This window comes from Galbitalea soli (assembly GCF_010686725.1).
Classification (GTDB): Bacteria; Actinomycetota; Actinomycetes; order Actinomycetales; family Microbacteriaceae; genus Galbitalea; species Galbitalea soli.
Genome location: NZ_JAAGWZ010000003.1, coordinates 274,176 through 295,066, shown reverse-complemented (window position 1 = coordinate 295,066; position 20,891 = coordinate 274,176). Strand labels below are relative to the sequence as shown.

Here is a 20,891-nt window from a genome sequence, read left to right as displayed (position 1 = left end):
TATGGGATTACATAATTACCTGTAACAGAGACAACCGGATTCTGGTCCCTCTTGGAGCAGCGAACGCCAGCAGACGTTAGGGGAAACTCTCGCTCTCGCACGGGCTCGGACATCCGACCGACCGCCGTGCGCCCATGAGTGGTCGACGCCGTCGGGAGGATCCATCCCACAACGAAGAAAACCGCTGAACCCAGGGGTTCAGCGGTTTCCCGTGTACAAGACAGGACACTGTGACAAAACAGGACACTGGCGGTACCGGTGGGATTTGAACCCACGGTGGGCTTTCACCCACACAACTTTTCGAGAGTTGCACCTTCGGCCGCTCGGACACGGTACCGCCGTCGAGTTTAGTACATGCGCGCGGGTGGTCTCGCCCCCACTGCGGGAGGGGGCGGAGGGGTCATCCGTTGTCGACGTTGACGAGGTCCATCTGCCCGGTGTCGGCGCGGAACACCAGGCGAACCAGCGTCGGCGACCCGTGCACGACGACCGGCTCGGGCTGCAGCGACAGCAGGCCCTCGACCGTGGTCGTGTCGGCGGTGACGCCCTCCTCGGCGCGCAACCAACTGCGCACCTGCTGCACGTACTGGCGATGTTTCGCCGCGTCGGCGGTGGCGTACGCGGCCGCGCCGGCGCGCATCCCCGAGATGGTGACGACGAACCCGACGATCACCACGACGGTCGCGCCGAGCGTGGCGAGCATGCGACGGCGGGAGCCGGGCGCGAGGTAGCTCATGATCACGAGCAGCGCGACTCCCAGGCACACGATGGCGGCGAAGAAGCAGAGGAGCGGCCACGCATCCGTCTCGACGTAGGGCACGTACGCGCCGGGATTCTTCAGGGTTCGCCGCCTCTCGCTGACGCGCCGATGGCCCGCGAAGGTCGATCGGCGTCGGCTTAAACGGTACCCCGAATCCGCGGCCGTGACGGCGTCTGTAGAGTGTGCCGGATGGAATGGTGGTGGTTCGCGACGGCCCTCGTCGTCGTGGTCGCGATCGGCCTCGGGCTGAGCGGGCGCTACCTCTATCTGCGGCGCCGCCTGTGGAAGTCGATCCTCGAGGACTCGATCCCGGCCAACGCCCGCTGGTGGCGCGACTACCGCGAGCGCACTGGCGAACTGCTCTACGTCGCCCTCGGCGATTCGGCCGCGCAGGGCATCGGCGGCAGCAATCCCGGTCGAGGCTACGTGGGCCAGCTGGTGCGTCACATCCGGCTCACGACCGGGATGACCGTCCGAACGATCAACCTCGGCGAGAGCGGCTCCACCATCGGTCTCGCCGTCGCCAACCAATTGCCGAAGCTGGCCACCCACGACCCCGATCTCGTCACGGTCGCGATCGGAGCCAACGATATGGCCGACTTCCACCCCGAGCAGTTCGAACGGGATGTTCGCCGCCTGTTCAGCGCACTCCCCCCGCACGCGATCGTCGCCGACCTGCCCACCTTCCACTTCCTGCCGCTCGAGCGGAACGTGGTCGTGGCGAACGAGATCGTCCACCGGGTGGCGGCCGAGTTCGCGCTCGCCGTCGCCCCGCTGCACCAGCGCACCCGTCGGCAGGGACTGTGGGGCGTGGTCACCCACTTCGCGGGCGACCTCTTCCACCCCAACGACCGCGGATACCGGGTGTGGGCATCGGCGTTCATCCCCGGCGTGGACGCCGTTCTCCGGCGACGGGGCGGTGCTCCTCCTGCGTGACGGAGGCTCCGCCTAGGCTGTTCGCATGGCCCGCACCCAGTCCAACTTCCGCTGCACCGAGTGCGGCTGGACGACGCTCAAGTGGGTCGGTCGCTGCGGCGAGTGCCAGGCCTGGGGAACGGTCGTCGACAACGCCGAGAACGCCGCCTCGGCCCGTGCGGTCGCGCCGATCCGAGTGAGCGCGGCCCGCGCCGCCAAGCCGATCACCGAGGTGACCGCCGAGGAGGTCACGCACTGGCCGAGCGGCATCGCCGAATTCGATCGCGTGCTCGGGGGTGGCATCGTGCCGGGCGCCGCCATCCTGCTGAGCGGCGAACCCGGTGTGGGAAAGTCCACTCTCCTGCTCGAGGTCGCGTCGCGGGCGGCGTCCTCCGGCCAGCGCGTGCTCTACGTCAGCGCCGAGGAGTCGGTGAACCAGGTGCGGATGCGCGCCGCACGCACGGGCGCACTGCAGCCGTCGCTCTGCCTCGCCGCCGAGGTCGACCTGGCGGTCATCCTGGGCCAGATCGACGAGGTCGCCCCCCAGCTCGTCATCGTCGACTCGGTGCAGACCGTGTCGTCGTCACTGATCGATGGGCTCGCGGGCGGACCGGCGCAGGTGCGCGAGGTCGCGGCGACGCTCATCCGGGTGGCGAAAGATCGTGGGCTGCCCGTGCTGCTCGTCGGGCACGTCACGAAGGACGGCACGATCGCGGGGCCGCGCCTGCTCGAACACCTCGTCGACGTGGTGTGCCAGTTCGAGGGCGACCGCCAGACGAGCCTGCGTTTCATCCGCGCGCACAAGAACCGCTTCGGCCCCACCGACGAGGTGGGCTGCTTCGAGATGACCGGAGACGGCATCGCGGAGGTCGCCGACCCCAGCGGACTCTTCCTCTCGCACGCGCGCACGCCCGTGAGCGGCACGTGCGTGACCATCGCGATCGAGGGTCGGCGGGCACTCCCCGTCGAGGTACAGGCACTCATCGTTGCGAGCAACGCGCCCCAACCGCGGCGGGTGGTCAACGGGGTCGACGGATCGCGCGTGGCGATGCTGCTCGCCGTTCTCGAGCGACGTGCCGGGCTCGCGCTCTCGGGCTTCGACGTCTACGTCTCCACCGTGGGCGGTATCAAGCTCACCGAGCCCGGGGCCGACCTGGCGATCGCGCTCGCCATCGCCAGCGCCTTCCGCGACAAGGCCTTCCCCGTTACCCTCGCCGCCGTCGGCGAGATCAGCCTGGCCGGCGAGATCCGGCCCGCGTCATCCGCCCGGCAGCGCCTCGCCGAGGGCGGTCGGCTGGGCTTCAGCGACATCCTTGACTCCGGGGCGTCGCACCTGCGGGAGGCGCTGCGCCGCGCGTTCGCGCGATCCACGGCCGAGCGCGTCGAGATCCCCGAGTTCTAGCGCGGGGCGCGCGGGATGCGCGGGCGCCGGAACAAGGCGGGGTGCGCCTGCACCCTCCTTTTGTCGCACAAAAAGGTGCAACACATCGCCCGCGGGGCGATGTGTTGGCGATCTTCCGGCCTGCGGCGCGGAAGTTGCACAAAAAGTGCCAACTCGAGGGGCAGAGAGGAGTGCCAACTCGAGGAGCAGAGAGGAGTGCCAACTCGCGGTGAGTAGGTGGGAGGAATGCCAACTCGCGGACTGCGGCCTCAGGGCGCGGGGATGCGCAGCGCCTCGATGACGTCGGCGGGCGCGGCCTGCATCGCGTTCGGCCCCGCGACGTCGAACCACACCGCCTCAAGCACGCCCGCGTTCTGCTCGAGGAAGTCGAGCAGGGTCGCCGCGTCGTAGCGGATGACCGGCAGCTCATCCTCGTTCGGCAGCATCGCGGCATAGCTCTCCCCGGAGGAGAACAGCAGAAGCATGTACCGGTCGGCGTCGTCGCGGCGGAACACCCGGATCTGCGGCGGGCCGTCCACGGGCAGCAACGGCACGATCACGCCGGTCGCGCGCAGCGCGAGCGCAACCCGCACGGCGTCCTGGCTCGCGAGCGCCGCCGCGAGTTCCGGCGAACGAAAGTCGTCGGGGGAAGCAGGCGAAGCAGGAGAAGCAGGCGAAGCAGGCGAAGCAGGCGAACGAAGGTCGTCGGCGGAACGGGAGTCGTCGGGGGAAGTGGGCGAGGGGCTCATCGCCATCAAGGATGCCACGGCGGCGCGGTCATCCGCAGTGCGCTGCGTGCGCGCACCGAGCCCGCCCGGCGTGCCGTGACTCCACGCCGCGCCCGCGCAGCCCTCGCGCCTCCACTCACCGCGCACGGCCGCGGCGCCACGCTCGCGAGAGCCCACGCCGCGCCGCACCCCCTACTTCAAGATGAACTGCTTCGACGTCGTCGACGGGAACCCGTTCACCGTGACGCTCAGGTGGTAGCTCGCCCCGCCCGCCGTGACCTGCGGACGCTTGCTGGAGCAGGTCGACTTGCTCGACCGCGTGCGATCCCAGGCGAACGGGGGGAAGACGAGCGGCTTGCCCGGCTCGAGCGTCTGCACGAGCGGCACCGGGTTGGTCTGGCAGTCGGTCGATTGCCAGATGAGGTCGCTGCCCGAGGTGATCTGGTAGACCTGCACATCCGACCCGAGCGTCATCGCGCAGGGCTGCGTGCCGGTGTTCGTCATCGTCATGGAGAGCTTCGGGTTCACCCCGGCCGCGTAGACGGTGGAGTCGGTGACGGGGGTGATGCTCACGTGCGCCGCCGTGCAGGGCGCGACGGTGCCGGAGGCGCCCCCGGACGGCTGGGCCGCGGGGGTATCGGAGGGCTGCGAGGCGGCGGGGGTGGTCGCCGTCGGGCTGGGCTTCCCCGAGCCGGGGCGAGCCACGATCAGCACGATGACGAGGATCACCGCGAGCACTCCCGCACCGACCAGTAGTCGGCGGCGCCAGTAGACGCTGCTTGGCTGCGGGCCGACGGGATTCTTGAACGTCGACATGCCCTCAGGGTAGCTACAGCAGCTTCAGCATCCGCGTATTGCCGAGCGTGTTGGGCTTTACCCGCGCCAGATCGAGGAACTCGGCGATTCCCTCGTCTTGGGAGCGCACGAGTTCGGCGTAGACCTCCGGCGCGACGAGCTCCTCCCCGATCGGCTTGAAGCCGTGCCGGCCGAAGAACTCGGTCTCAAAGGTGAGGCAGAAGAGCTTGGTGAGCCCCAGCGCCCGCGCCTTCTCCTCGATGTCGTCGAGGATCGCGTGCCCGACCCCGCGGTGCAGCCAGTTGTCGGCGACGGCGAGCGTGCGCACCTCGCCCAGTTCGTCCCAGATCACGTGCAGCGCACCGCAGCCGATGAGTGCCTCCGGCGCCTCGGGCGGCAGGCTGTCGTCGACCGCCACGCGGAACTCCTGCACCGACTCGTAGAAGACGACGCGCTCCTTGCCGAGCAGGATCCGCTTCTGCACGAGCGGCTCGCACAGCTCCTGAATGAGCGGAACGTCAGAGGTGCGGGCGGGGCGCACGGTGAAACTCACGCCTTCAGTCTACGGAGGCGATGCCCCGCGGATGACCGGCCCACCCCGCACGAAAGGGGCGCCGGATTCCTCCGACGCCCCTCGCGTGTGTGTCCCGTGCGGTGCCCGCCTACGCCTCGACGGCGACGGGGGTCGTCTCCTCGAGCCCCGCCTGGCGGCTCGTGGTGATCTGGAACTCCCCGTCGGCGAAGTCCACGTGCACGTGGTCGCCCGCGTTCAGCTCGCCGTGCAGGATCCGCTCGCTCAGCCGGTCCTCGACCTCGTGCTGCACGGCACGGCGCAGCGGCCGCGCTCCGAGCGAGGGGTCGAAGCCGATCTTGATGAGCTGCTCCTTGGCGGCGAGCGTGAGCTCGATGGTGAGGTCGCGGTCCATCAGACGAGTCTTGAGGCGCGTGATGAAGAGGTCCACGATCTGCAGGAGCTCCGGCTGGGTGAGCTGCGGGAAGACGATGGTCTCGTCCACGCGGTTCAGGAACTCGGGCTTGAAGTGCTTCTTCAACTCCTCGACCACCTTGCCGCGCATCCGGTCGTAGCCGGAGGCGGTGTCGGAGGCGGAGGTGAAGCCGATCGGGGTGCCGCTGATGTCACGCGTACCGAGGTTGGTCGTCATGATGATCACGGTGTTCTTGAAGTCGACCACGCGGCCCTGGCCATCGGTCAGCCGGCCCTCTTCCAGGATCTGGAGGAGCGAGTTGAAGATGTCGGGGTGCGCCTTCTCGATCTCGTCGAACAGCACCACCGAGAACGGCTTGCGGCGCACCTTCTCGGTGAGCTGGCCGCCCTCCTCGAAGCCGACGAACCCGGGAGGGGCACCGAACAGCCGCGAGACCGTGTGCTTCTCGCCGTACTCCGACATGTCGAGGGAGATGAGCGCGTTCTCGTCGTCGAAGAGGAACTCGGCGAGCGCCTTCGCGAGCTCGGTCTTTCCCACACCGGTCGGGCCGGCGAAGATGAACGAGCCGGAGGGACGCTTCGGGTCCTTCAGGCCGGCGCGCGTGCGGCGGATCGTCTTGGAGAGCACCGAGATGGCCTCCTCCTGTCCGATGACGCGCTGGTGCAGGGCCTTCTCCATGAAGATGAGCCGGCTGGACTCCTCCTCGGTGAGCTTGAACACCGGGATACCGGTCGCGTTGGCGAGCACCTCGGCGATGACGCCCTCGTCGACGGTTCCGCTGGCGCCCACGTCGCCCGACTTCCACTGCTTCTCGAGGCGCAGCCGCTCACCGAGCAGCTTCTTCTCCTCGTCGCGGAGGCTCGCGGCCTTCTCGAAGTCCTGATCCTCGATCGCGGCCTCCTTCTGGCCACGCACGACGGCGATCTTCTCGTCGAACTCGCGCAGCTCCGGCGGAGCGGACAGGATCGACAGGCGCAGGCGGGCGCCGGCCTCGTCGATCAGGTCGATCGCCTTGTCGGGCAGGAACCGGTCGGAGACGTAGCGGTCGGAGAGGTTCGCGGCGGCGACGATCGCGCCGTCGGTGATGGACACCTTGTGGAACGCCTCGTACTTGTCGCGCAGCCCCTTGAGGATGTTGATCGCGTGCGGCAGCGACGGCTCGTGCACCTGCACCGGCTGGAAGCGACGCTCGAGTGCGGCATCCTTCTCGAAGTGCTTGCGGTACTCGTCGAGCGTCGTCGCGCCGATGGTCTGCAGTTCTCCGCGCGCGAGCAGCGGCTTCAGGATGCTCGCCGCATCGATCGCGCCCTCGGCGGCCCCCGCACCCACGAGGGTGTGGATCTCGTCGATGAAGACGATGATGTCGCCGCGGGTGCGGATCTCCTTGGTCACCTTCTTGAGGCGCTCCTCGAAGTCGCCGCGGTAGCGGGAGCCCGCGATGAGGCTGCCGAGATCGAGCGAGTACAGCTGCTTGTCTTTCAGGGTCTCGGGCACGTCGCCCTTGACGATCGCCTGGGCGAGTCCCTCCACGACGGCGGTCTTGCCGACGCCGGGCTCACCGATGAGGACGGGGTTGTTCTTCGAGCGGCGGGAGAGGATCTGCATGACGCGCTCCATCTCCTTCTCGCGCCCGATCACCGGGTCGAGCTTGCCGTCGCGCGCCGCCTGGGTGAGGTTGCGCCCGAACTGGTCGAGGATCTGCGAACCCTTGTCGGGTGCCGCGTCGTTGCCGCCCACCGCGACCGCCTCCTTGCCCTGGTAGCCAGAGAGAAGCTGGATCACCGTCTGGCGAACGCGGTTGAGGTCGGCACCCAGCTTGACGAGCACCTGGGCCGCCACGCCCTCACCCTCGCGGATGAGGCCGAGCAGGATGTGCTCCGTACCGATGTAGTTGTGGCCGAGCTGCAGCGCCTCGCGCAGGGACAGCTCGAGAACCTTCTTGGCGCGCGGCGTGAACGGGATGTGCCCGGTCGGCTGCTGCTGGCCTTGGCCGATGATGTCCTGGACCTGCTCGCGCACCGAGTCGAGGGAGATGCCGAGCGACTCGAGAGCCTTCGCAGCGACGCCCTCACCCTCGTGGATCAGCCCCAGCAGGATGTGCTCGGTGCCGATGTAGTTGTGGTTGAGCATCTTGGCCTCTTCCTGGGCCAGGACGACGACGCGACGAGCTCGGTCGGTGAATCTCTCAAACATGCTTTTCTCCTCCGGGGCCAGGGCAGGTGGTCGGCTCCGTTACTAAAGAGACTAACGAGGGCGCCCCCGCTTCCATGCCCCTGTTCGCCCAAGGCGTGACGGGTCGCTCGCTACGCTGGGCAGGTGCACGGCATTCCCGGTTTCGAGAGCGACGGCGCGGCGGGCGGCGGTGAGGCCACCCCGGTCCTGCGCGCGGCACGGCTGACCCCCGAGGAGGCGGTCGGGCTCGTGGCCGATCGCTGGGGCCTCGTGGCGACCCTCACCGAGCGGCTCGAGACCGAACGCGACGACACCTTTCGGCTGAGCGCCGGCGAGGAGCGATTCGTGCTCAAGGTCGCGCACCCGGCCGACTCCCCCGCCCACCTCGCGCTGGAGACCGAGGCCCTGCGCCACGCGCACCGCGCCGACCCGCGCCTCCCGCTGCAGCGCCTGCGACCGGCCACGGGCGGAGACGACGCCGTCACCGTCACGACCGCTGACGGCGACCGGATCGCGCGCCTCTTCGAGTGGCGTCCGGGCACCCCGCTCATCGCCGCAGCGGCCCCCGACGACGACCAGCTCGTGCTGCTGGGCGACGCGCTGGGGCGTCTCAGTCGCGCGCTGAGGAGCTTCATCCACCCGGCGGCCCGATACCCCCTCGCGTGGGACCTGGCGCAGACCGGGCGGCTGGCGCAGCTGCAGGAACGGGTGGGGTCGGCGGCGACCGCGGCCGCGCTCGCGCGGTTCCGGGCGGGGGTGGAGCCGCTGCTGCACGAGTTGCCGCGGCAGGTCATCCACAACGATTTCAACCCCGGCAACGTGCTCGTCGACGCGGGCGAGCCCGGCTACGTCACCGGGATCCTCGACTTCGGCGACGTCGTGCAGTCGGTGCGCGTGGCCGACCTCGCCGTCGCGCTCAGCTATCTCATCTTTCCGCTCGGTCGGGGGTGGGATGCCCTCCCGCCGTTCATCGCGGCCTTCGAGCGTCGCGTGCCCCTCCTGCCCACCGAGCGCCAGGTGCTGCGCGACCTCGTCGTCGCCCGCTTCGCCCAGCGGATCCTCGTGAACGACTGGCTGCAGCGCGACGCGGGCGATCCCCGCCGCGATCCCGACTACCACGACGGCATGCTCGCGGCCCTCGACACCCTGCTCTGAGGAGGACGCGATGCCCGGCCCGACCACGTACTTCGACCCCGCGACGACGAGCCACCTCGACCCGCGCACGCGCGATCTCGTGGAGCGGCGGGCGCGCTCCCTGGGCAGCGCCTACCGGCTGTTCTATCGAACGCCGCTCGAGTTCGTGCGCGGCGAGGGCGCCCACCTCTTCACCGCCGACGGCACCGACTACCTCGACGCCTACAACAACGTTCCGAGCGTCGGGCACGCCCACCCGCGTGTCGCCGCGGCGATCGCCGAGCAGGCCGCCCGGCTGAGCACCCACACGCGCTACCTCTCGCGGGCGACCGTCGACTACGCGGAGGACCTGCTCGGCACCTTCCCGGCGCACCTCGGCAACGTCATGTTCACTTGCACGGGCTCGGAGGCCAACGACCTCGCCCTGCGGATCGTGCGCGCGGCGACCGGGCGCCGCGGCGTCATCGTCACCGAGAACGCGTACCACGGGGTCACCACCGAGGTCGCAGCGCTCTCGCCGTCGCTGGTGGGCGCGGATGCCGTGGCCGACTGGGTGCGCGTGGTGCCCGCCCCGACCCCCGGCACCGACTTCGCGGCCGCCGTCGCCGCGGCGATCGACTCGCTCGACGCGGCCGGCATCGGCCTCGGCTGCCTCATCGTCGACACGATCTTCGCCTCCGATGGGGTGCTCCCCGACGCACCGGGACTCGCCGCCGCCGCCCGCGCGGCGCAGGCCGCGGGCGGACTGCTCGTCGCCGACGAGGTTCAGCCCGGATTCGGTCGCCTCGGCGACGGGCTCTGGGGCTTCGACCGGCACGGCCTCGTGCCCGACCTCGTCACGCTCGGCAAGCCGATGGGCAACGGCTACCCGGTCGCGGCCGTGGTCGCCCGGCCCGAACTCGTCGACGCCTTCGCCGCGCGCGGCCGATACTTCAACACCTTCGGCGGAAACACGGTCGCGATCGCGGCGGCCCAAGCCACCCTCGACGTGGTCCGCGAGGAGGGTCTCGTCGCGCGGGCGGCGCGCCTCGGCGCGGTGCTCGCGGAGGGGCTGCGGGCGATCGGCGGCTCCGTCGTCGAGGTGCGCGGGTGCGGACTGTTTCTGGGCGTGCAGCTGGGCGACGAGGGGACGGCGCGGGAGGCGGTGAACGCGCTGGAGGAGCGGCGCATCCTGATCGGCGCCTCGGGGCTGCGCAACGACACCCTGAAGGTCAGGCCACCGCTCGCCCTGAGCGACGCCGATGCCGAGCGGCTGCTCGACGGGCTCGCCGCCGTGCTCGGCTGAGGCGGCGACGCGACGCAGCCGCCTGCGCGCGGCGCCGCCGCCGACCGCGGCACCCGCACCCGCCTGCGCGCGCGCCCGCGAGTGAGTACCGTGCAAGCATGAGCAACCTGGAGAACGATCCCGCGTTCGTCACCCTCGAGGATGAGCCCTGCAACGGCCTCGAGATCCTCGAGCCGCGTGACGTGCCCCTCGGCGGCCCGCGCGCGATGGGCGTGCGCCGCACCCTGCCGCAGCGCGCCCGCTCGCTCATCGGCGCGTGGTGCTTTCTCGACCACTACGGGCCCGACCCGGTCGCGACGACCGGCGGGATGACCGTGCCCCCGCACCCCCACACCGGGCTGCAGACCGTCAGCTGGCTCTTCGCCGGCACCATCGACCACCGCGACAGCGTCGGCAGCCACGCCCTCGTCCGCCCGGGCGAGCTCAACCTCATGACCGCGGGCAGCGGGATCCAGCACTCGGAGGTGTCCACACCGGGCACGACCGTGCTGCACGGGGCACAGCTGTGGGTGGCCCTTCCGGACGAGCATCGCCATACCGCGCCGCACTTCGAGCACGTCGTGCCGGAGGCGTTCGCGTTCGGGCCGGCGACCGTGCGGGTGTTTCTGGGGGAACTGCTGGGGCGGTCATCCAGCGCGCGCACCTACACGGCGCTCGTCGGCGCCCAGGTGGACCTGCCCGCGGAGGCGACCGTGGTGATTCCCGTCGACCCGGCCTTCGAACACGGCGTGCTCGTCGACGCGGGTTCGCCCCTCGTCGAGGGCCACCCGGTCGCGGACGCCCACCTCGCCTACCTCGACACGGGGCACGCGTCGATCACGCTCACCGCGGGCGATGCCCCCGCGCGGGTGCTGCTCATCGGGGGCGAACCGCTCGACGAGCAGATCGTGATGTGGTGGAACTTCATCGGGCGCAGCCACGACGAGATCGTCGCGTTCCGCGAGCGCTGGCAGCACGACGTGATCGCGGGCGAGGACCCGGCGGGACCGTTCGGCCATGTCGACGGGTACGAGGGGCGCGCGCTCCCGGCACCCGAGATGCCGAACGTGCGGCTGCGACCGCGCGAGTAGCGGACTACTTCTTCTCGGCCTTCGCCCGCTCTTCCGCCTCGATGCGGGCGTAGACCTTCCGCTCGGTGCGGTCGGCCCGGATGATCGCGCGCATGGCGAACCAGAAGAGCAGTCCCACCAGGATGGTGGGCGTCACGGAGAAGACGATGTTTCCCCACTCTGAGCTCGGCACCCTCCAAGCGTAACCCGCGGGTGGCTGTGAGAGCCCTGCCGACGGCCGGCGCGACGGGCGCGGATCCACCCGGCGGGCGGCTACAGCCCGAAGCGCTCCTGCAGCGCCCGCGCGATGCGGATGTCGTCGTCGATGCCGCCGCCCTCGTGGGAGTTGTGCGTGTAGACCGTGAGCTGCTTCGGGCCGGCGTAGGCGTTGTAGGCGCCCACCACCGTGGACGGCGGGCAGATCGGGTCCATGAGCGCGGTCGTGAACCAGGCGGGTGCGCTCGCGCGGCGGGCGAAGTTGACACCGTCGAAGTAGCGCAGGGTCTCGAGCACCGCGCTCTCCTCCGAGCGATGCACCGCGAGGTAGCGACTGATCTCCTTGTAGGGATCGTTGTCGGTGATCTGGATCGCGCGCGGGAAGTCGCAGAGGAAGGGCACGTAGGCGACGAGTTCGCTCACGAGCGGCGAGAGCGCCGTCGCCGCGAGCGCGAGCCCGCCGCCCTGGCTGCCGCCGATCGCGACGATGCGGGAGGCGTCGACCTGGGGCAGGCCGGCCGCCGTCTCGATGGCGCGCACCGCATCCGTGATCACCCGTCGGTAGTAGTACTCCTCGCGCGACTGGATCCCCGCGGTCATCATCCCGGGGAACCGCGGACCCGCGGTCTGCACGTCCGGGGTGGCTCCCCGGCTCCAGGTCGCCCCCTGCCCCCGGGTGTCCATGTGCAGGTGCGCGAAACCGCTGGATGCCCAGAACAGGTTTTCCTCCGCCTCGCCGCGACCCCCGCCGTAGCCGACGAACTGCACCATCGTGGGCAGAGGGCCGCGTGCTCCGTGCGGCAGTCGCAGCCAAGCACGGATGCGGTGGCCGCCGAACCCCGAGAAGGTCACGTCGTACACGTCCACGGTGCGCAGCGTGCTCGCGACGGGCTCCACCGTGACGTCGAGGTCGAACGACCGCGCCTCGGCGAGGGTGCCCTCCCAGAACTCGTCGAAGTCGGCGGGAGCGGTCTGCTCGCTCACGTGCTCCAGCAGGGCGGGACCGGACAGGTCGACGAACACGGGCTTCTCCTTCGAAGGGTGGCGGGGTGGCGGTCAGTGCGCCTGGGTGAAGTAGACCACCGCGACGATCGCGATGATCAGCAGGAGGCCGAGGGTGGTGGCCAGTCGCGACCAGCGACGGTTCATCGCGACTTGATGATCATCCCGACCACGCCGGAGATGATCGAGTAGAGCGCGATCGCGGTGACGACGCCCCAGATGACGAGGCGCTGCGGGCTCTGCCACCACGGCTTCTGCGGATCGCCGCCCTGTGGCGCGTCCTTCTGCGGATCGGTCATGGTCTGACCCTACTTGACGAGCGGGAACAGGATGGTCTCCCGCACGCCGAGGCCGGTGAGGGCCATGAGCAGGCGGTCGATGCCCATGCCCATTCCACCCGAGGGCGGCATCGCGTGCTCGAGGGCGCGCAGGAACTCCTCGTCGAGGCGCATCGCCTCGGGGTCGCCACGGCTGGCCAGGAGTGCCTGCTCGACGAACCGCTCCCGCTGGATGACCGGGTCGACGAGCTCGGAGTACCCGGTCGCCAGCTCGAAGCCGCGCACGTACAGATCCCACTTCTCGACGACGCCCGCGATGCTGCGGTGGTCGCGCACGAGCGGCGAGGTGTCGACGGGGAAGTCCATGACGAAGGTGGGGCGCACGAGCGCGCCCTTCACCCAGTGCTCCCAGAGCTCCTCCACATACTTGCCGTGCGTGGCGAGGGCGACCTCGATGCCGACCGCGTCGGCCATCGCCCGCAGCTCGTCGAGCGTCGTCTGCGGGGTGACCTCGATGCCGGAGGCGGCGGAGAGCGACTCGTACATGGAGAGCCGATCCCACTCGCCGCCGAAGTCGTAGTCGGAGCCGTCGGCCCAGGTCACGGTCGTGGAGCCCGCGATCGCGAGCGCCGCGTTCTGGATCATCTGCTGCGTGAGGTCAGCCATCTGGTGGTAGTCGCCGTAGGCCTGATACGCCTCGAGCATCGCAAACTCGGGCGAGTGGGTGGAGTCGGCACCCTCGTTGCGGAAGTTGCGGTTGATCTCGAACACCCGCTCGATGCCGCCGACGACGGCCCGCTTGAGGTACAGCTCGGGTGCGATCCGCAGGAACAACTCGGTGTCGAAGGCGTTGCTGTGGGTCACGAAGGGGCGGGCGGATGCGCCGCCGTGCAGGGTCTGCAGCATCGGCGTCTCGACCTCGAGGTAGCCGTGCCCGGTGAGGGTCGAGCGGATCGACGCGTTCACGGCCGCGCGGGCTCGCACCACGGAGCGGGCCCGCTCGCGCACGATGAGGTCGAGGTAGCGGCTGCGCACGCGGGCCTCGTCGCTGAGCTCGTTGTGCAGATTGGGGAGCGGCAGCACGGCCTTCGAGGCGACCTGCCAGCGCGACGCGAGCACCGAGAGCTCACCCCGCCTGCTCGAGATCACCTCACCGCTGACGAAGACGTGGTCGCCCAGGTCGACGAGCTCCTTCCACTCGGCGAGGGACTCCTCCCCCACCTCGGCGAGGCTGATCATGGCCTGGATGCGGTCGCCATCGCCCGCCTGCAGGGTGGCGAAGCACAGCTTGCCGGTGTTGCGCAGGTAGACCACGCGGCCCGCGATCCCGACGGTCTCGCCCGTCACGGTGTCGATCTCGAGGCCGTCGAACCGCGCCCGCACACCGCCGATGGTGTCGGTGATGGGCACGCCGACCGGGTAGGCGCCGCGCCCGGAGGCGATGAGCTTCTCGCGCTTGCCCAGACGCACGGCCTTCTGCTGCGAGATCTCCTCGTCGGAGAGTTCGGGCTCGGGCTGGTGCTCGGTGTCAGTCATGGGACTCCTGCGAATGGTGCGCGGTCAACCGTCCCATGCTAGCCGCGCGGCGCGGCCCAGCCCGCGCTCGCGGCCCGCGCTCCCCGGCTCAGCCCGCGCCCGCCGACCCGGTCCGGCCCCCGCCCAGGCCGCCCCCCGGCTCAGCCCGCGAGGACGATCGGCGCGTTGTCGATGAGCCGGGTGCTGCCGACCCGAGCAGCGGCGAGCGCGAGCGCCGGCCCCCGGTAGTCGTCGTCGGCGGGCAGGAAGGTCTCGGGATGCACGATCTTCAGGTAGTCGAGCTCGACGAGCGGCTCGCCCATGATGGTGCCCTGCGCGGCGGCGAGGGCGGCGTCGATGCCGCGATCGGCGTAGGAGGCCGCGGCCTCCAGCGCGAGCGGGATCGCGTGCGCGGCGCGCTTCTCGGTCGGGCTGAGAAACCGGTTGCGGCTCGAGAGCGCGAGTCCGGTCTCGTCACGCACGGTCTCGACGGTGACGACCGTGACGGGGATGTTGAGGTCGGCGACCATCTGCCGCACGAGGAAGACCTGCTGGGCATCCTTCTGACCGAACACCACGAAGGTGGGCCGGATGATCTGCAGCAGCTTCGCGACCACCGTCAGCACCCCGTCGAAGTGCCCGGGCCGCGACCGTCCCTCCAGCATTCCGCCCACCCGCCCGGCGACGACGCGGGTCTGCGCCGCCCCGGTGGGGTACATGTCGGCCGCCGTGGGGGCGAACACGTAGGGAACGCCGACCGCCGCGAGCTTCTCGACATCGGCATCGAGCGTGCGCGGGTAGCGGTCGAGATCTTCGTTCGGGCCGAACTGAAGCGGGTTGACGAAGATCGAGACGACGACGGTCGAACCGAGTTCGAGTGCGCGGGCCACGAGCGCGAGGTGCCCGTCGTGGAGGGCGCCCATCGTGGGCACGAGCACGATGTCGCCCCGCCCCTCGAGGGCTGCGCGGGCCGCCGCGATCGAGTCGAGCACGAGGGGGCGCGGCGGTGCAGGGTGGTTCACGTGTCAGTCCTCCGGACGGTTCGCCTCGCGCCCGGTCTCGAAGGGACTCTCCGGTGCGAACGAGGCCAGATCGATCGTAGCGGGGCGAACACCGCCGAGCGCGTTCTCGACGGCCGACCGCACGAGCGGTCCCAGCACGCGCCCCGCGTTCTCCACGCCGATCGCGCTCAGCACACCGGTGGCTTGGGCCACGATCGCCGTCGAGAAGCTCGTCGCGACCGCGATCGCCTCCGCGTAGGCCGCGCGGTCGGCCTCCTCGATCAGCACCGGCTCGGCGCCCATCTCGACCACGAGCGCCATGCCGATCGGCTGCACCATCGCGGCGGAGGTCACGGCGCAGTAGCACTCGCGAAGCCGCACGAGGTCGATGCTCGTTCCCGTGAACGACATCGCGGGGTGGATGGCGATCGGGATCGCGCCCGCCGCCTGCGCGGGGGCCAGCACGCCGGTGCCGAAGGCGGCCGCGGTGTGCACGACGAGCTGCCCGGGCTGCCAGGCACCGGTGGCCGCGAGTCCGGTCACGAGGGCGGCGAGTTCGGCCTCCGGCACGGCCAGGATCACCAGCTCACTGCGCTCCACGATCTCGGGAATCCCGAGGATCGGCACCTCCGGCAGCATGGCGGTCGCGCGATCGCGGCTCGCCTCCGAGACGGCCGAGATGCCGACGAGGGCGTGGCCGGCTCCCGCGAGCGCGGCGCCCAGCACCGGGCCCACGTGTCCCGCACCGATGATTCCGATCCCGAGCCGCCCGGAGCGCTGCATCACGCGGGCACCTCGCCGGAGCGCCAGCGATGCGTCGCGTCGTTCGCGATGGTCGTGACCACGGCATCCGACAGCTCGGTGAAGAGCCGGGTGGCGTCGGCCGCGTCGAGGGCTCCCAGCTCGGCACGGATCGGACCGGTCACCGTGTGCACGTCGAGGTGCGCGAGCGAGAGACGACGATAGAGCGGGCCTTGCCGCAGTGCCACGCTCTGCACGCGGGGCTCGGGAACGACGGTGAGCGAGCGCCAGATCGCGCCCCGCCGCAGCAGGATCGCCGCGGGACCGAAGGCCCAGCCGTTGCGTCGGCGGGAGAACCACCGCACGACGCGCGCGCGGGGCGGTGAGACCGTGAAGCCGGCCGCCTCGCCACTGCCGGTGATGCCGGCGCGCAACTGGAGCGCGGCATCCGCGTCCGACAGACCGGGGAGCAGGAGCCCGAGCACGCGCAGAACCTCGTCGAGGTTGCCCACCGGGAGGATGGTCGTGTTGCGCTGGCCGTCCGCCCCCTTCGCCGCCGACTTCGACGCGCGGTTCACCCGGATCTCCCACCAGCCGGGCAGGCGCCACAGGATCGGCTGGCGGATCTGCACTGAGTGGATGCGCCCCGGCGGCAGCGTCTCATTGCTCAGCGTGAGCAGGCCGAAGCCCACCCGAACGCCGTCGGGCGTGGCCGCGATGGAGTAGCGCAGCGAGCGCGTGAAGCGGCGCACGATGAAGCTCCCCAGACCGAACAGGAAGGGGATGAAGGTGAAGGCGATGAAGAGGTGGCCGGTGAGGCTCGACTCCACGATGACCCCGATCAGGATGACCGCGAACACGAGCGTCGTGTCGTGCAGCACGATCGACCCCAGCAGCCGCCCGAGGTGCAGCGTCACGACGGATTCCGGCGGTGCGAGCCGCGGGTCGAGTTCCGGCGCGAGGAACTCGTTCAGGCGGTCTTCCAGGAAGCTCCCACCGCCCGACCCTGGGGCCGCTGCGCCGTCGATCGCGGTGCCCGGCACCGGGGCGGCGAGACCCGCTGGACCGGTGCTCGCCGCGACCGCCCCGCCGGGGACGACACCGCCGGCCGCGGCCTCCCGCCGGCGCAGCCCGGACGCCATGCGCAGGATGTCGAGGCGCAGGGCATCCGCGTTCGACGACGACAGGTAGTCGAGTCGCACATTGGCGTCGTGCCCGGCGACATCGATCTCGAGTCGCGCGGCCCCGAACAGTCGCGCGAACACCGGGCGCACGATGTTGACGCCCTGGATCCGGTCGAGCCGGCCCTTGCGATTGGTGCGGAACAGCACCCCACTGCGCACCTCCACGATCTCGTCGGTGATGCGGAAGGTGTGCATGCGCCACGACACGTAGAACAGCCCCACGAAGAGCAGGAGCACGACGAGCACGATGGCGAGCACGAGCGGCAGCAGCCCGCCGTTCACGATGAAGTCGACCGGGTCGCCCTCTTGGAGCCCGCGGCCGCCGAGGAACATGTTGACGAGCCGCTCGCGCAGGTTGGAGACCACGACGCCGATGACGGCGAGGAGTGCGAAGCCGCCCCGCAGCAGCGGGGTCGCGGGATGCAGTCGATGCCACTCGCCGTCGGCGAGCCGCGTGCCGGGTGCGAGCTGCGTCACAGTCCCGCCCGCCTGCTCTCGGCCAGTTCGACGAGCCGGTCGCGCAACTGCTCGGCCTCGGCGAGGGGCAGCCCGGGGATCGAGACGCCGCTGGATGCCGCCGCGGTCACGAAGCGCAGGTCGCTCAGGCCGAGGGCGCGTGAGACCGGGCCGCGATTGATGTCGACGAGCTGCATGCGACCGTAGGGCACGGAGACGAAGCGCTGGAAGAGGAGTCCGCGCCGGAAGAGCAGGTCGTCGTCGCGCAGCTGGTAGCCGATGGAGCGCACCCGGCGCGGGATGAACGCGATCACGATGATCATGACGACGCCCGCCACCGCCGCGAGGTACCAGATCCACCCGGTGTCCGAGAGCGCGGCCACCGCGCCGAAGGCGCCCACCACGACGACGGTGAACACGAGCGCGCCCACCACGTCGACGAGAATGTATCGCGGCGACACGCGCCGCCACTGCTGCGCGGGAATCTCCAGGCGCTCGGCCACTCTCACTACCTCGTCGTATCGTCTGCCGTGCGGCTCAGTGCGGGTGAGCCGTCGCGGGTCGCTCATCGCCCTGATCGTGATCGTCGGGCGGGATGCTGCACATGAACTCGGCCACCAGCCCCGTGACGAGCAGCACCACGGCGCCGCCCAGGGTGGCCGACGCCATGAGGATCGAGCTTACCGCCGGGGTCACCGGAAGGGTCAGGAGGAACACCAGGATCGCGCCCGCCATGCCGAGCAGCAGGGCGCCGGCGATGCTCGACGACTTCGCGAAGACGACGACGCGGGTCGCGTAGAAGGGGTCGATGCGGCGCAGCTCCTTCGCCTTCACCGCGCGCCGGATCGGGATGGCGAGCCCGAGCGACAGCGCGCCGATGACGACGAGCGCGATCGCGAGGGTGAACGGGGGCAGCAGGAGCGGCTGGCCCGTCGACCGCAGAATGACCTCGAGCAGCCAGGTGACGGTGACCGCGACGACGATGCAGAGGATGACCGACAGCGGCCGCGTGCGGGTCACGGGGTGCCCGTTCCGTCGTACAGCCGAACGGTCTCGCCGGTCGCCGCGAGCAGGGCGTCGACGCGGCCGTGCCCGGGGAGCACTGCATCCGGATCGATCGCGAGCCACGGGGCCAGCACGAAGGCGCGCTCGTGGGCGCGGGGGTGGGGCAGGGTGAGCCGGGCATCCGCCTGCAGGATCTCGTCGACGGTCACGATGTCGATGTCGAGGGTGCGGTCGCCCCAGCGCTCGATGCGCACCCGGCCGTGATCGGCCTCGATGGCGTTCAGCAGGTCGAGCAGGCCCTCCGGATGACCGTCGAAGCTGAGCACCACCGCGATGTTGAGGTACGCCGGTGCCCTCTCGTCGACTCCCTCGGGCTTGAGCGCCGCCGTCTCGATCGCGGGCGAGACGGCCTCGACGGTGACGCCGGGCAGCGCGCGGATCTCTGCCACCGCATCCCTGAGGGTCGCCGCCCGGTCGCCGAGGTTGCTGCCGAGGGAGAGCACGGCGCGGTGGCGGGTCGGCGCGGTGGCTTCGGGCGCCGCCCCCGGCAGCCCGGCCCCCGTCGGCGCGGTCACGCCCTGCTCCGTGTGATCGTGACGGCGACGTCGGTGAACGGAACGGTGATGGGCGCCGAGGGCTTGTGCACGGTCACCCGCACGCGCTCGGCGGCCTCGAAGGAGAGTGCGACCGCGGCGACGCGCTCGGCGACCGTCTCGATGAGGTCGACCGGGTCGCGCTCGACGGCGGCGACCACCTGCTCGGCCAGCTCGCCGTAGTGCACCGTCTTCACGAGCTCGTCGCCAGAGGCGGCAGCCGCGAGGTCGGCCCACACGACGAGGTCGATGTAGAAGTCCTGGCCGTCGCGGCGCTCGTGGTCGAAGACGCCGTGAAAGGCGGAGGCTTTCAGGCCGGTGAGGGTGATGTAGTCGTCACTCATGGTGGCCTCCACTCTCCCACGCGCGCCAGACATCGAGAACCTCCGCCGTGGCCGGAACATTGTGCACCCGCACGGCCCAGACGCCCGCCTGCGCGGCGAGCGCGCTGATCGTCGCGGTCGCCGCGTCGCGGGCGGAGCTCGGCGCCCCCTCGGGAGCGAAGGGCGCGAGGAACCGCTTGCGTGACGCCCCGACGAGCACCGGATGCCCGATCGCCTCGATCTCGCCCAGTCCGCGCAGCAGCTGCCAATTGTGCTCCGCCGTCTTGGCGAAACCCAGTCCGGGGTCGAGGATGATCCGCGCGGGGTCGATGCCCCACACCAGCATCTCGGCCACCCGCCCGGTCAGCTCGGCCACGACATCCCGCACGACGTCGCCGTACACCGCGAGCTCGTTCATCGAGTCGCTGTGCCCGCGCCAGTGCATGGCGATATACCGCACCCCGAGACCCGCGATCGCGCGGTACATCTCGGGGTCGCTGAGACCGCCGGAGACGTCGTTGATGATGGCGGCGCCCGTGTCGGCGGCCCGGCGTGCGGTGTCGGCGTTCATGGTGTCGACGCTCACCTCGATGCCGCGCTCGACGAGCCCGGCCACCACGGGGAGCACTCGGCGCTGCTCGTCCTCGATCGGAACTCGATCGGCGCCCGGGCGGGTGGACTCGCCGCCCACATCGATGAGGTCGGCGCCCTGCTCGCGCAGCTCGACGGCGTGCGCGATCGCCGCGCCCGTGTCGAGCCAGCGTCCGCCGTCGCTGAAGGAGTCGGGCGTCACGTTGAGGATGCCCATGATGAGGGGCGTGCTCACGACCCCGCGCCGATCAGCGCCATGAGCTCGGCGCGCTGAGCGGGCTCCGCGAACTCGCCGCGCGTCGCCATCGTGACCGTCGTGCTGCCGCGCTGATTGCTGCCCCGCGCGGTCACGCAGCCGTGGCTGGCATCGAGCACGACGAGAACGCCGAGCGGGTCGAGGCCCTGCTGCAGGGCATCCGCGATCTCCTCGGTGAGGCGTTCCTGCACCTGCGGCCGCGAGGCGAGGGTGGCGACGACGGCGGGAAGCTTGCCGAGGCCCACGACAGTGCGGCGGGGGCGATAGGCCAGGTGAGCGACACCCGTGAACGGCAGCAGGTGATGCTCGCAGACCGAGCGGAACTCGATGCCGCGCACAAGGACCAGCTCGCTGCGCTCGTTCTCGGCGAGCTGGAGGTCGACGGCATCGCCCAGGTGCTGGAGGGGATCCTCGCCGACTCCGGCGAAGAACTCCGCGTACGCCTGGGCGACCCGTGATGGTGTCTGGAGGAGCCCCGCGCGATCCGTCTGCTCCCCGATGGCCTCGAGGATCTCGGCGACCGCCGCTTCGATGCGAGCGGTGTCGATGGCTGCCATGGAACCC

General features: G+C 70.7%; 23 protein-coding genes and 1 tRNA gene. 5 read left to right on the top strand and 19 right to left on the bottom strand.

What is annotated here, in order from left to right:
- Window positions 1-247: 247 nt before the first annotated feature.
- Both G3T37_RS11685 and G3T37_RS11680 read right to left on the bottom strand, forming a co-directional pair.
- Window positions 248-337 (bottom strand) — tRNA-Ser (locus G3T37_RS11685).
- A 63-nt stretch (window positions 338-400) separates the two neighbouring features.
- A complete protein-coding gene (locus G3T37_RS11680; RefSeq protein WP_163474069.1) occupies window positions 401-820 on the bottom strand; it encodes a hypothetical protein in 420 nt (139 codons plus the stop codon).
- A 129-nt stretch (window positions 821-949) separates the two neighbouring features.
- Here G3T37_RS11680 and G3T37_RS11675 point away from each other — a divergent pair, with 129 nt between their 5' ends.
- Together G3T37_RS11675 and radA are read left to right on the top strand one after the other, a co-directional pair.
- Window positions 950-1,696, top strand: a complete 747-nt coding sequence (locus G3T37_RS11675; RefSeq protein WP_163474068.1) for an SGNH/GDSL hydrolase family protein — start codon at window positions 950-952, stop codon at window positions 1,694-1,696.
- Between the two features lie 25 nt (window positions 1,697-1,721).
- Entirely contained in the window at window positions 1,722-3,077 is a 1,356-nt protein-coding gene (gene radA / locus G3T37_RS11670; protein ID WP_163474067.1) for a DNA repair protein RadA, read from the top strand.
- Window positions 3,078-3,325: 248 nt separating this feature from the next.
- On the opposite strand, the gene G3T37_RS11665 is transcribed toward radA, so the two are convergent.
- The 4 genes from G3T37_RS11665 to G3T37_RS11650 form a co-directional block, all read right to left on the bottom strand.
- A complete protein-coding gene (locus tag G3T37_RS11665; RefSeq protein ID WP_163474066.1) occupies window positions 3,326-3,961 on the bottom strand; it encodes a hypothetical protein in 636 nt (211 codons plus the stop codon).
- Between the two features lie 15 nt (window positions 3,962-3,976).
- Entirely contained in the window at window positions 3,977-4,600 is a 624-nt protein-coding gene (locus G3T37_RS11660) for a hypothetical protein (protein WP_163474065.1), read from the bottom strand.
- 13 nt (window positions 4,601-4,613) lie between these two features.
- Entirely contained in the window at window positions 4,614-5,132 is a 519-nt protein-coding gene (locus tag G3T37_RS11655; protein ID WP_163474064.1) for an amino-acid N-acetyltransferase, read from the bottom strand.
- A 109-nt stretch (window positions 5,133-5,241) separates the two neighbouring features.
- Entirely contained in the window at window positions 5,242-7,719 is a 2,478-nt protein-coding gene (locus tag G3T37_RS11650; protein WP_163474063.1) for an ATP-dependent Clp protease ATP-binding subunit, read from the bottom strand.
- 123 nt (window positions 7,720-7,842) lie between these two features.
- On the opposite strand from G3T37_RS11650, the gene G3T37_RS11645 reads away from it, so the two are divergent.
- From G3T37_RS11645 to G3T37_RS11635, 3 genes are all read left to right on the top strand, one after another.
- Window positions 7,843-8,853 (top strand): phosphotransferase, encoded by a 1,011-nt coding sequence (locus G3T37_RS11645; protein WP_163474062.1) that lies wholly within the window; start codon window positions 7,843-7,845, stop codon window positions 8,851-8,853.
- 10 nt (window positions 8,854-8,863) lie between these two features.
- Window positions 8,864-10,117: an aspartate aminotransferase family protein gene (locus tag G3T37_RS11640; protein ID WP_163474061.1), complete on the top strand. Its 1,254-nt coding sequence runs from the start codon at window positions 8,864-8,866 to the stop codon at window positions 10,115-10,117.
- Window positions 10,118-10,215: 98 nt separating this feature from the next.
- On the top strand, window positions 10,216-11,187 hold the full coding sequence (locus tag G3T37_RS11635) for a pirin family protein (protein WP_163474060.1): 972 nt from the start codon (window positions 10,216-10,218) through the stop codon (window positions 11,185-11,187).
- 4 nt (window positions 11,188-11,191) lie between these two features.
- On the opposite strand, the gene G3T37_RS14555 is transcribed toward G3T37_RS11635, so the two are convergent.
- From G3T37_RS14555 to folE, 13 genes are all read right to left on the bottom strand, one after another.
- Window positions 11,192-11,359, bottom strand: coding sequence for a hypothetical protein (locus tag G3T37_RS14555; protein WP_174247775.1), 168 nt, complete (start codon window positions 11,357-11,359; stop codon window positions 11,192-11,194).
- Between the two features lie 80 nt (window positions 11,360-11,439).
- Entirely contained in the window at window positions 11,440-12,405 is a 966-nt protein-coding gene (locus G3T37_RS11630; RefSeq protein ID WP_163474059.1) for an acetylxylan esterase, read from the bottom strand.
- 122 nt (window positions 12,406-12,527) lie between these two features.
- Complete coding sequence (locus G3T37_RS11625; protein ID WP_163474058.1) at window positions 12,528-12,683, bottom strand: hypothetical protein; 156 nt, start codon at window positions 12,681-12,683, stop codon at window positions 12,528-12,530.
- Between the two features lie 9 nt (window positions 12,684-12,692).
- The gene (lysS, locus tag G3T37_RS11620) at window positions 12,693-14,198 is read right to left on the bottom strand and encodes a lysine--tRNA ligase (RefSeq protein WP_163474057.1); all 1,506 of its coding nucleotides are present in this window, start codon (window positions 14,196-14,198) and stop codon (window positions 12,693-12,695) included.
- A gap of 140 nt (window positions 14,199-14,338) precedes the next feature.
- Window positions 14,339-15,199 carry a pantoate--beta-alanine ligase gene (gene panC / locus G3T37_RS11615; RefSeq protein ID WP_163474056.1) on the bottom strand — a complete coding sequence of 287 codons (861 nt, stop codon included), beginning with the start codon at window positions 15,197-15,199 and terminating at the stop codon, window positions 14,339-14,341.
- A 3-nt stretch (window positions 15,200-15,202) separates the two neighbouring features.
- Entirely contained in the window at window positions 15,203-15,961 is a 759-nt protein-coding gene (locus tag G3T37_RS11610; RefSeq protein ID WP_174247782.1) for a Rossmann-like and DUF2520 domain-containing protein, read from the bottom strand.
- A complete protein-coding gene (locus tag G3T37_RS11605; protein WP_163474054.1) occupies window positions 15,961-17,580 on the bottom strand; it encodes a PH domain-containing protein in 1,620 nt (539 codons plus the stop codon). The genes G3T37_RS11610 and G3T37_RS11605 overlap by 1 nt, the downstream gene beginning before the upstream one ends.
- Entirely contained in the window at window positions 17,577-18,128 is a 552-nt protein-coding gene (locus G3T37_RS11600; protein ID WP_174247774.1) for a PH domain-containing protein, read from the bottom strand. The genes G3T37_RS11605 and G3T37_RS11600 overlap by 4 nt, the downstream gene beginning before the upstream one ends.
- The gene (locus tag G3T37_RS11595) at window positions 18,097-18,579 is read right to left on the bottom strand and encodes a DUF3180 family protein (RefSeq protein WP_163474053.1); all 483 of its coding nucleotides are present in this window, start codon (window positions 18,577-18,579) and stop codon (window positions 18,097-18,099) included. The genes G3T37_RS11600 and G3T37_RS11595 overlap by 32 nt, the downstream gene beginning before the upstream one ends.
- The gene (gene folK / locus G3T37_RS11590) at window positions 18,576-19,139 is read right to left on the bottom strand and encodes a 2-amino-4-hydroxy-6-hydroxymethyldihydropteridine diphosphokinase (RefSeq protein WP_163474052.1); all 564 of its coding nucleotides are present in this window, start codon (window positions 19,137-19,139) and stop codon (window positions 18,576-18,578) included. Before folK ends, G3T37_RS11595 begins: the two co-directional genes overlap by 4 nt.
- Entirely contained in the window at window positions 19,136-19,501 is a 366-nt protein-coding gene (gene folB, locus G3T37_RS11585; protein ID WP_163474051.1) for a dihydroneopterin aldolase, read from the bottom strand. Before folB ends, folK begins: the two co-directional genes overlap by 4 nt.
- On the bottom strand, window positions 19,494-20,306 hold the full coding sequence (gene folP, locus G3T37_RS11580; protein WP_338401246.1) for a dihydropteroate synthase: 813 nt from the start codon (window positions 20,304-20,306) through the stop codon (window positions 19,494-19,496). Before folP ends, folB begins: the two co-directional genes overlap by 8 nt.
- Window positions 20,303-20,884 (bottom strand): GTP cyclohydrolase I FolE, encoded by a 582-nt coding sequence (gene folE, locus G3T37_RS11575; RefSeq protein ID WP_163474050.1) that lies wholly within the window; start codon window positions 20,882-20,884, stop codon window positions 20,303-20,305. Before folE ends, folP begins: the two co-directional genes overlap by 4 nt.
- Window positions 20,885-20,891 lie beyond the last annotated feature (7 nt).

Bases quoted from the DNA above. Each gene is read 5' to 3' on its own strand.
- G3T37_RS11675 (WP_163474068.1), top strand. From the start codon at position 950: ATGGAATGGTGGTGGTTCGCGACGGCCCTCGTCGTCGTGGTCGCGATC.
- radA (WP_163474067.1), top strand. From the start codon at position 1,722: ATGGCCCGCACCCAGTCCAACTTCCGCTGCACCGAGTGCGGCTGGACG.
- G3T37_RS11660 (WP_163474065.1), bottom strand. From the start codon at position 4,600: ATGTCGACGTTCAAGAATCCCGTCGGCCCGCAGCCAAGCAGCGTCTAC.
- G3T37_RS11650 (WP_163474063.1), bottom strand. From the start codon at position 7,719: ATGTTTGAGAGATTCACCGACCGAGCTCGTCGCGTCGTCGTCCTGGCC.
- G3T37_RS11640 (WP_163474061.1), top strand. From the start codon at position 8,864: ATGCCCGGCCCGACCACGTACTTCGACCCCGCGACGACGAGCCACCTC.
- G3T37_RS11635 (WP_163474060.1), top strand. From the start codon at position 10,216: ATGAGCAACCTGGAGAACGATCCCGCGTTCGTCACCCTCGAGGATGAG.
- G3T37_RS11625 (WP_163474058.1), bottom strand. From the start codon at position 12,683: ATGACCGATCCGCAGAAGGACGCGCCACAGGGCGGCGATCCGCAGAAG.
- lysS (WP_163474057.1), bottom strand. From the start codon at position 14,198: ATGACTGACACCGAGCACCAGCCCGAGCCCGAACTCTCCGACGAGGAG.
- G3T37_RS11610 (WP_174247782.1), bottom strand. From the start codon at position 15,961: ATGCAGCGCTCCGGGCGGCTCGGGATCGGAATCATCGGTGCGGGACAC.
- G3T37_RS11600 (WP_174247774.1), bottom strand. From the start codon at position 18,128: ATGAGCGACCCGCGACGGCTCACCCGCACTGAGCCGCACGGCAGACGA.
- folB (WP_163474051.1), bottom strand. From the start codon at position 19,501: ATGAGTGACGACTACATCACCCTCACCGGCCTGAAAGCCTCCGCCTTT.
- folE (WP_163474050.1), bottom strand. From the start codon at position 20,884: ATGGCAGCCATCGACACCGCTCGCATCGAAGCGGCGGTCGCCGAGATC.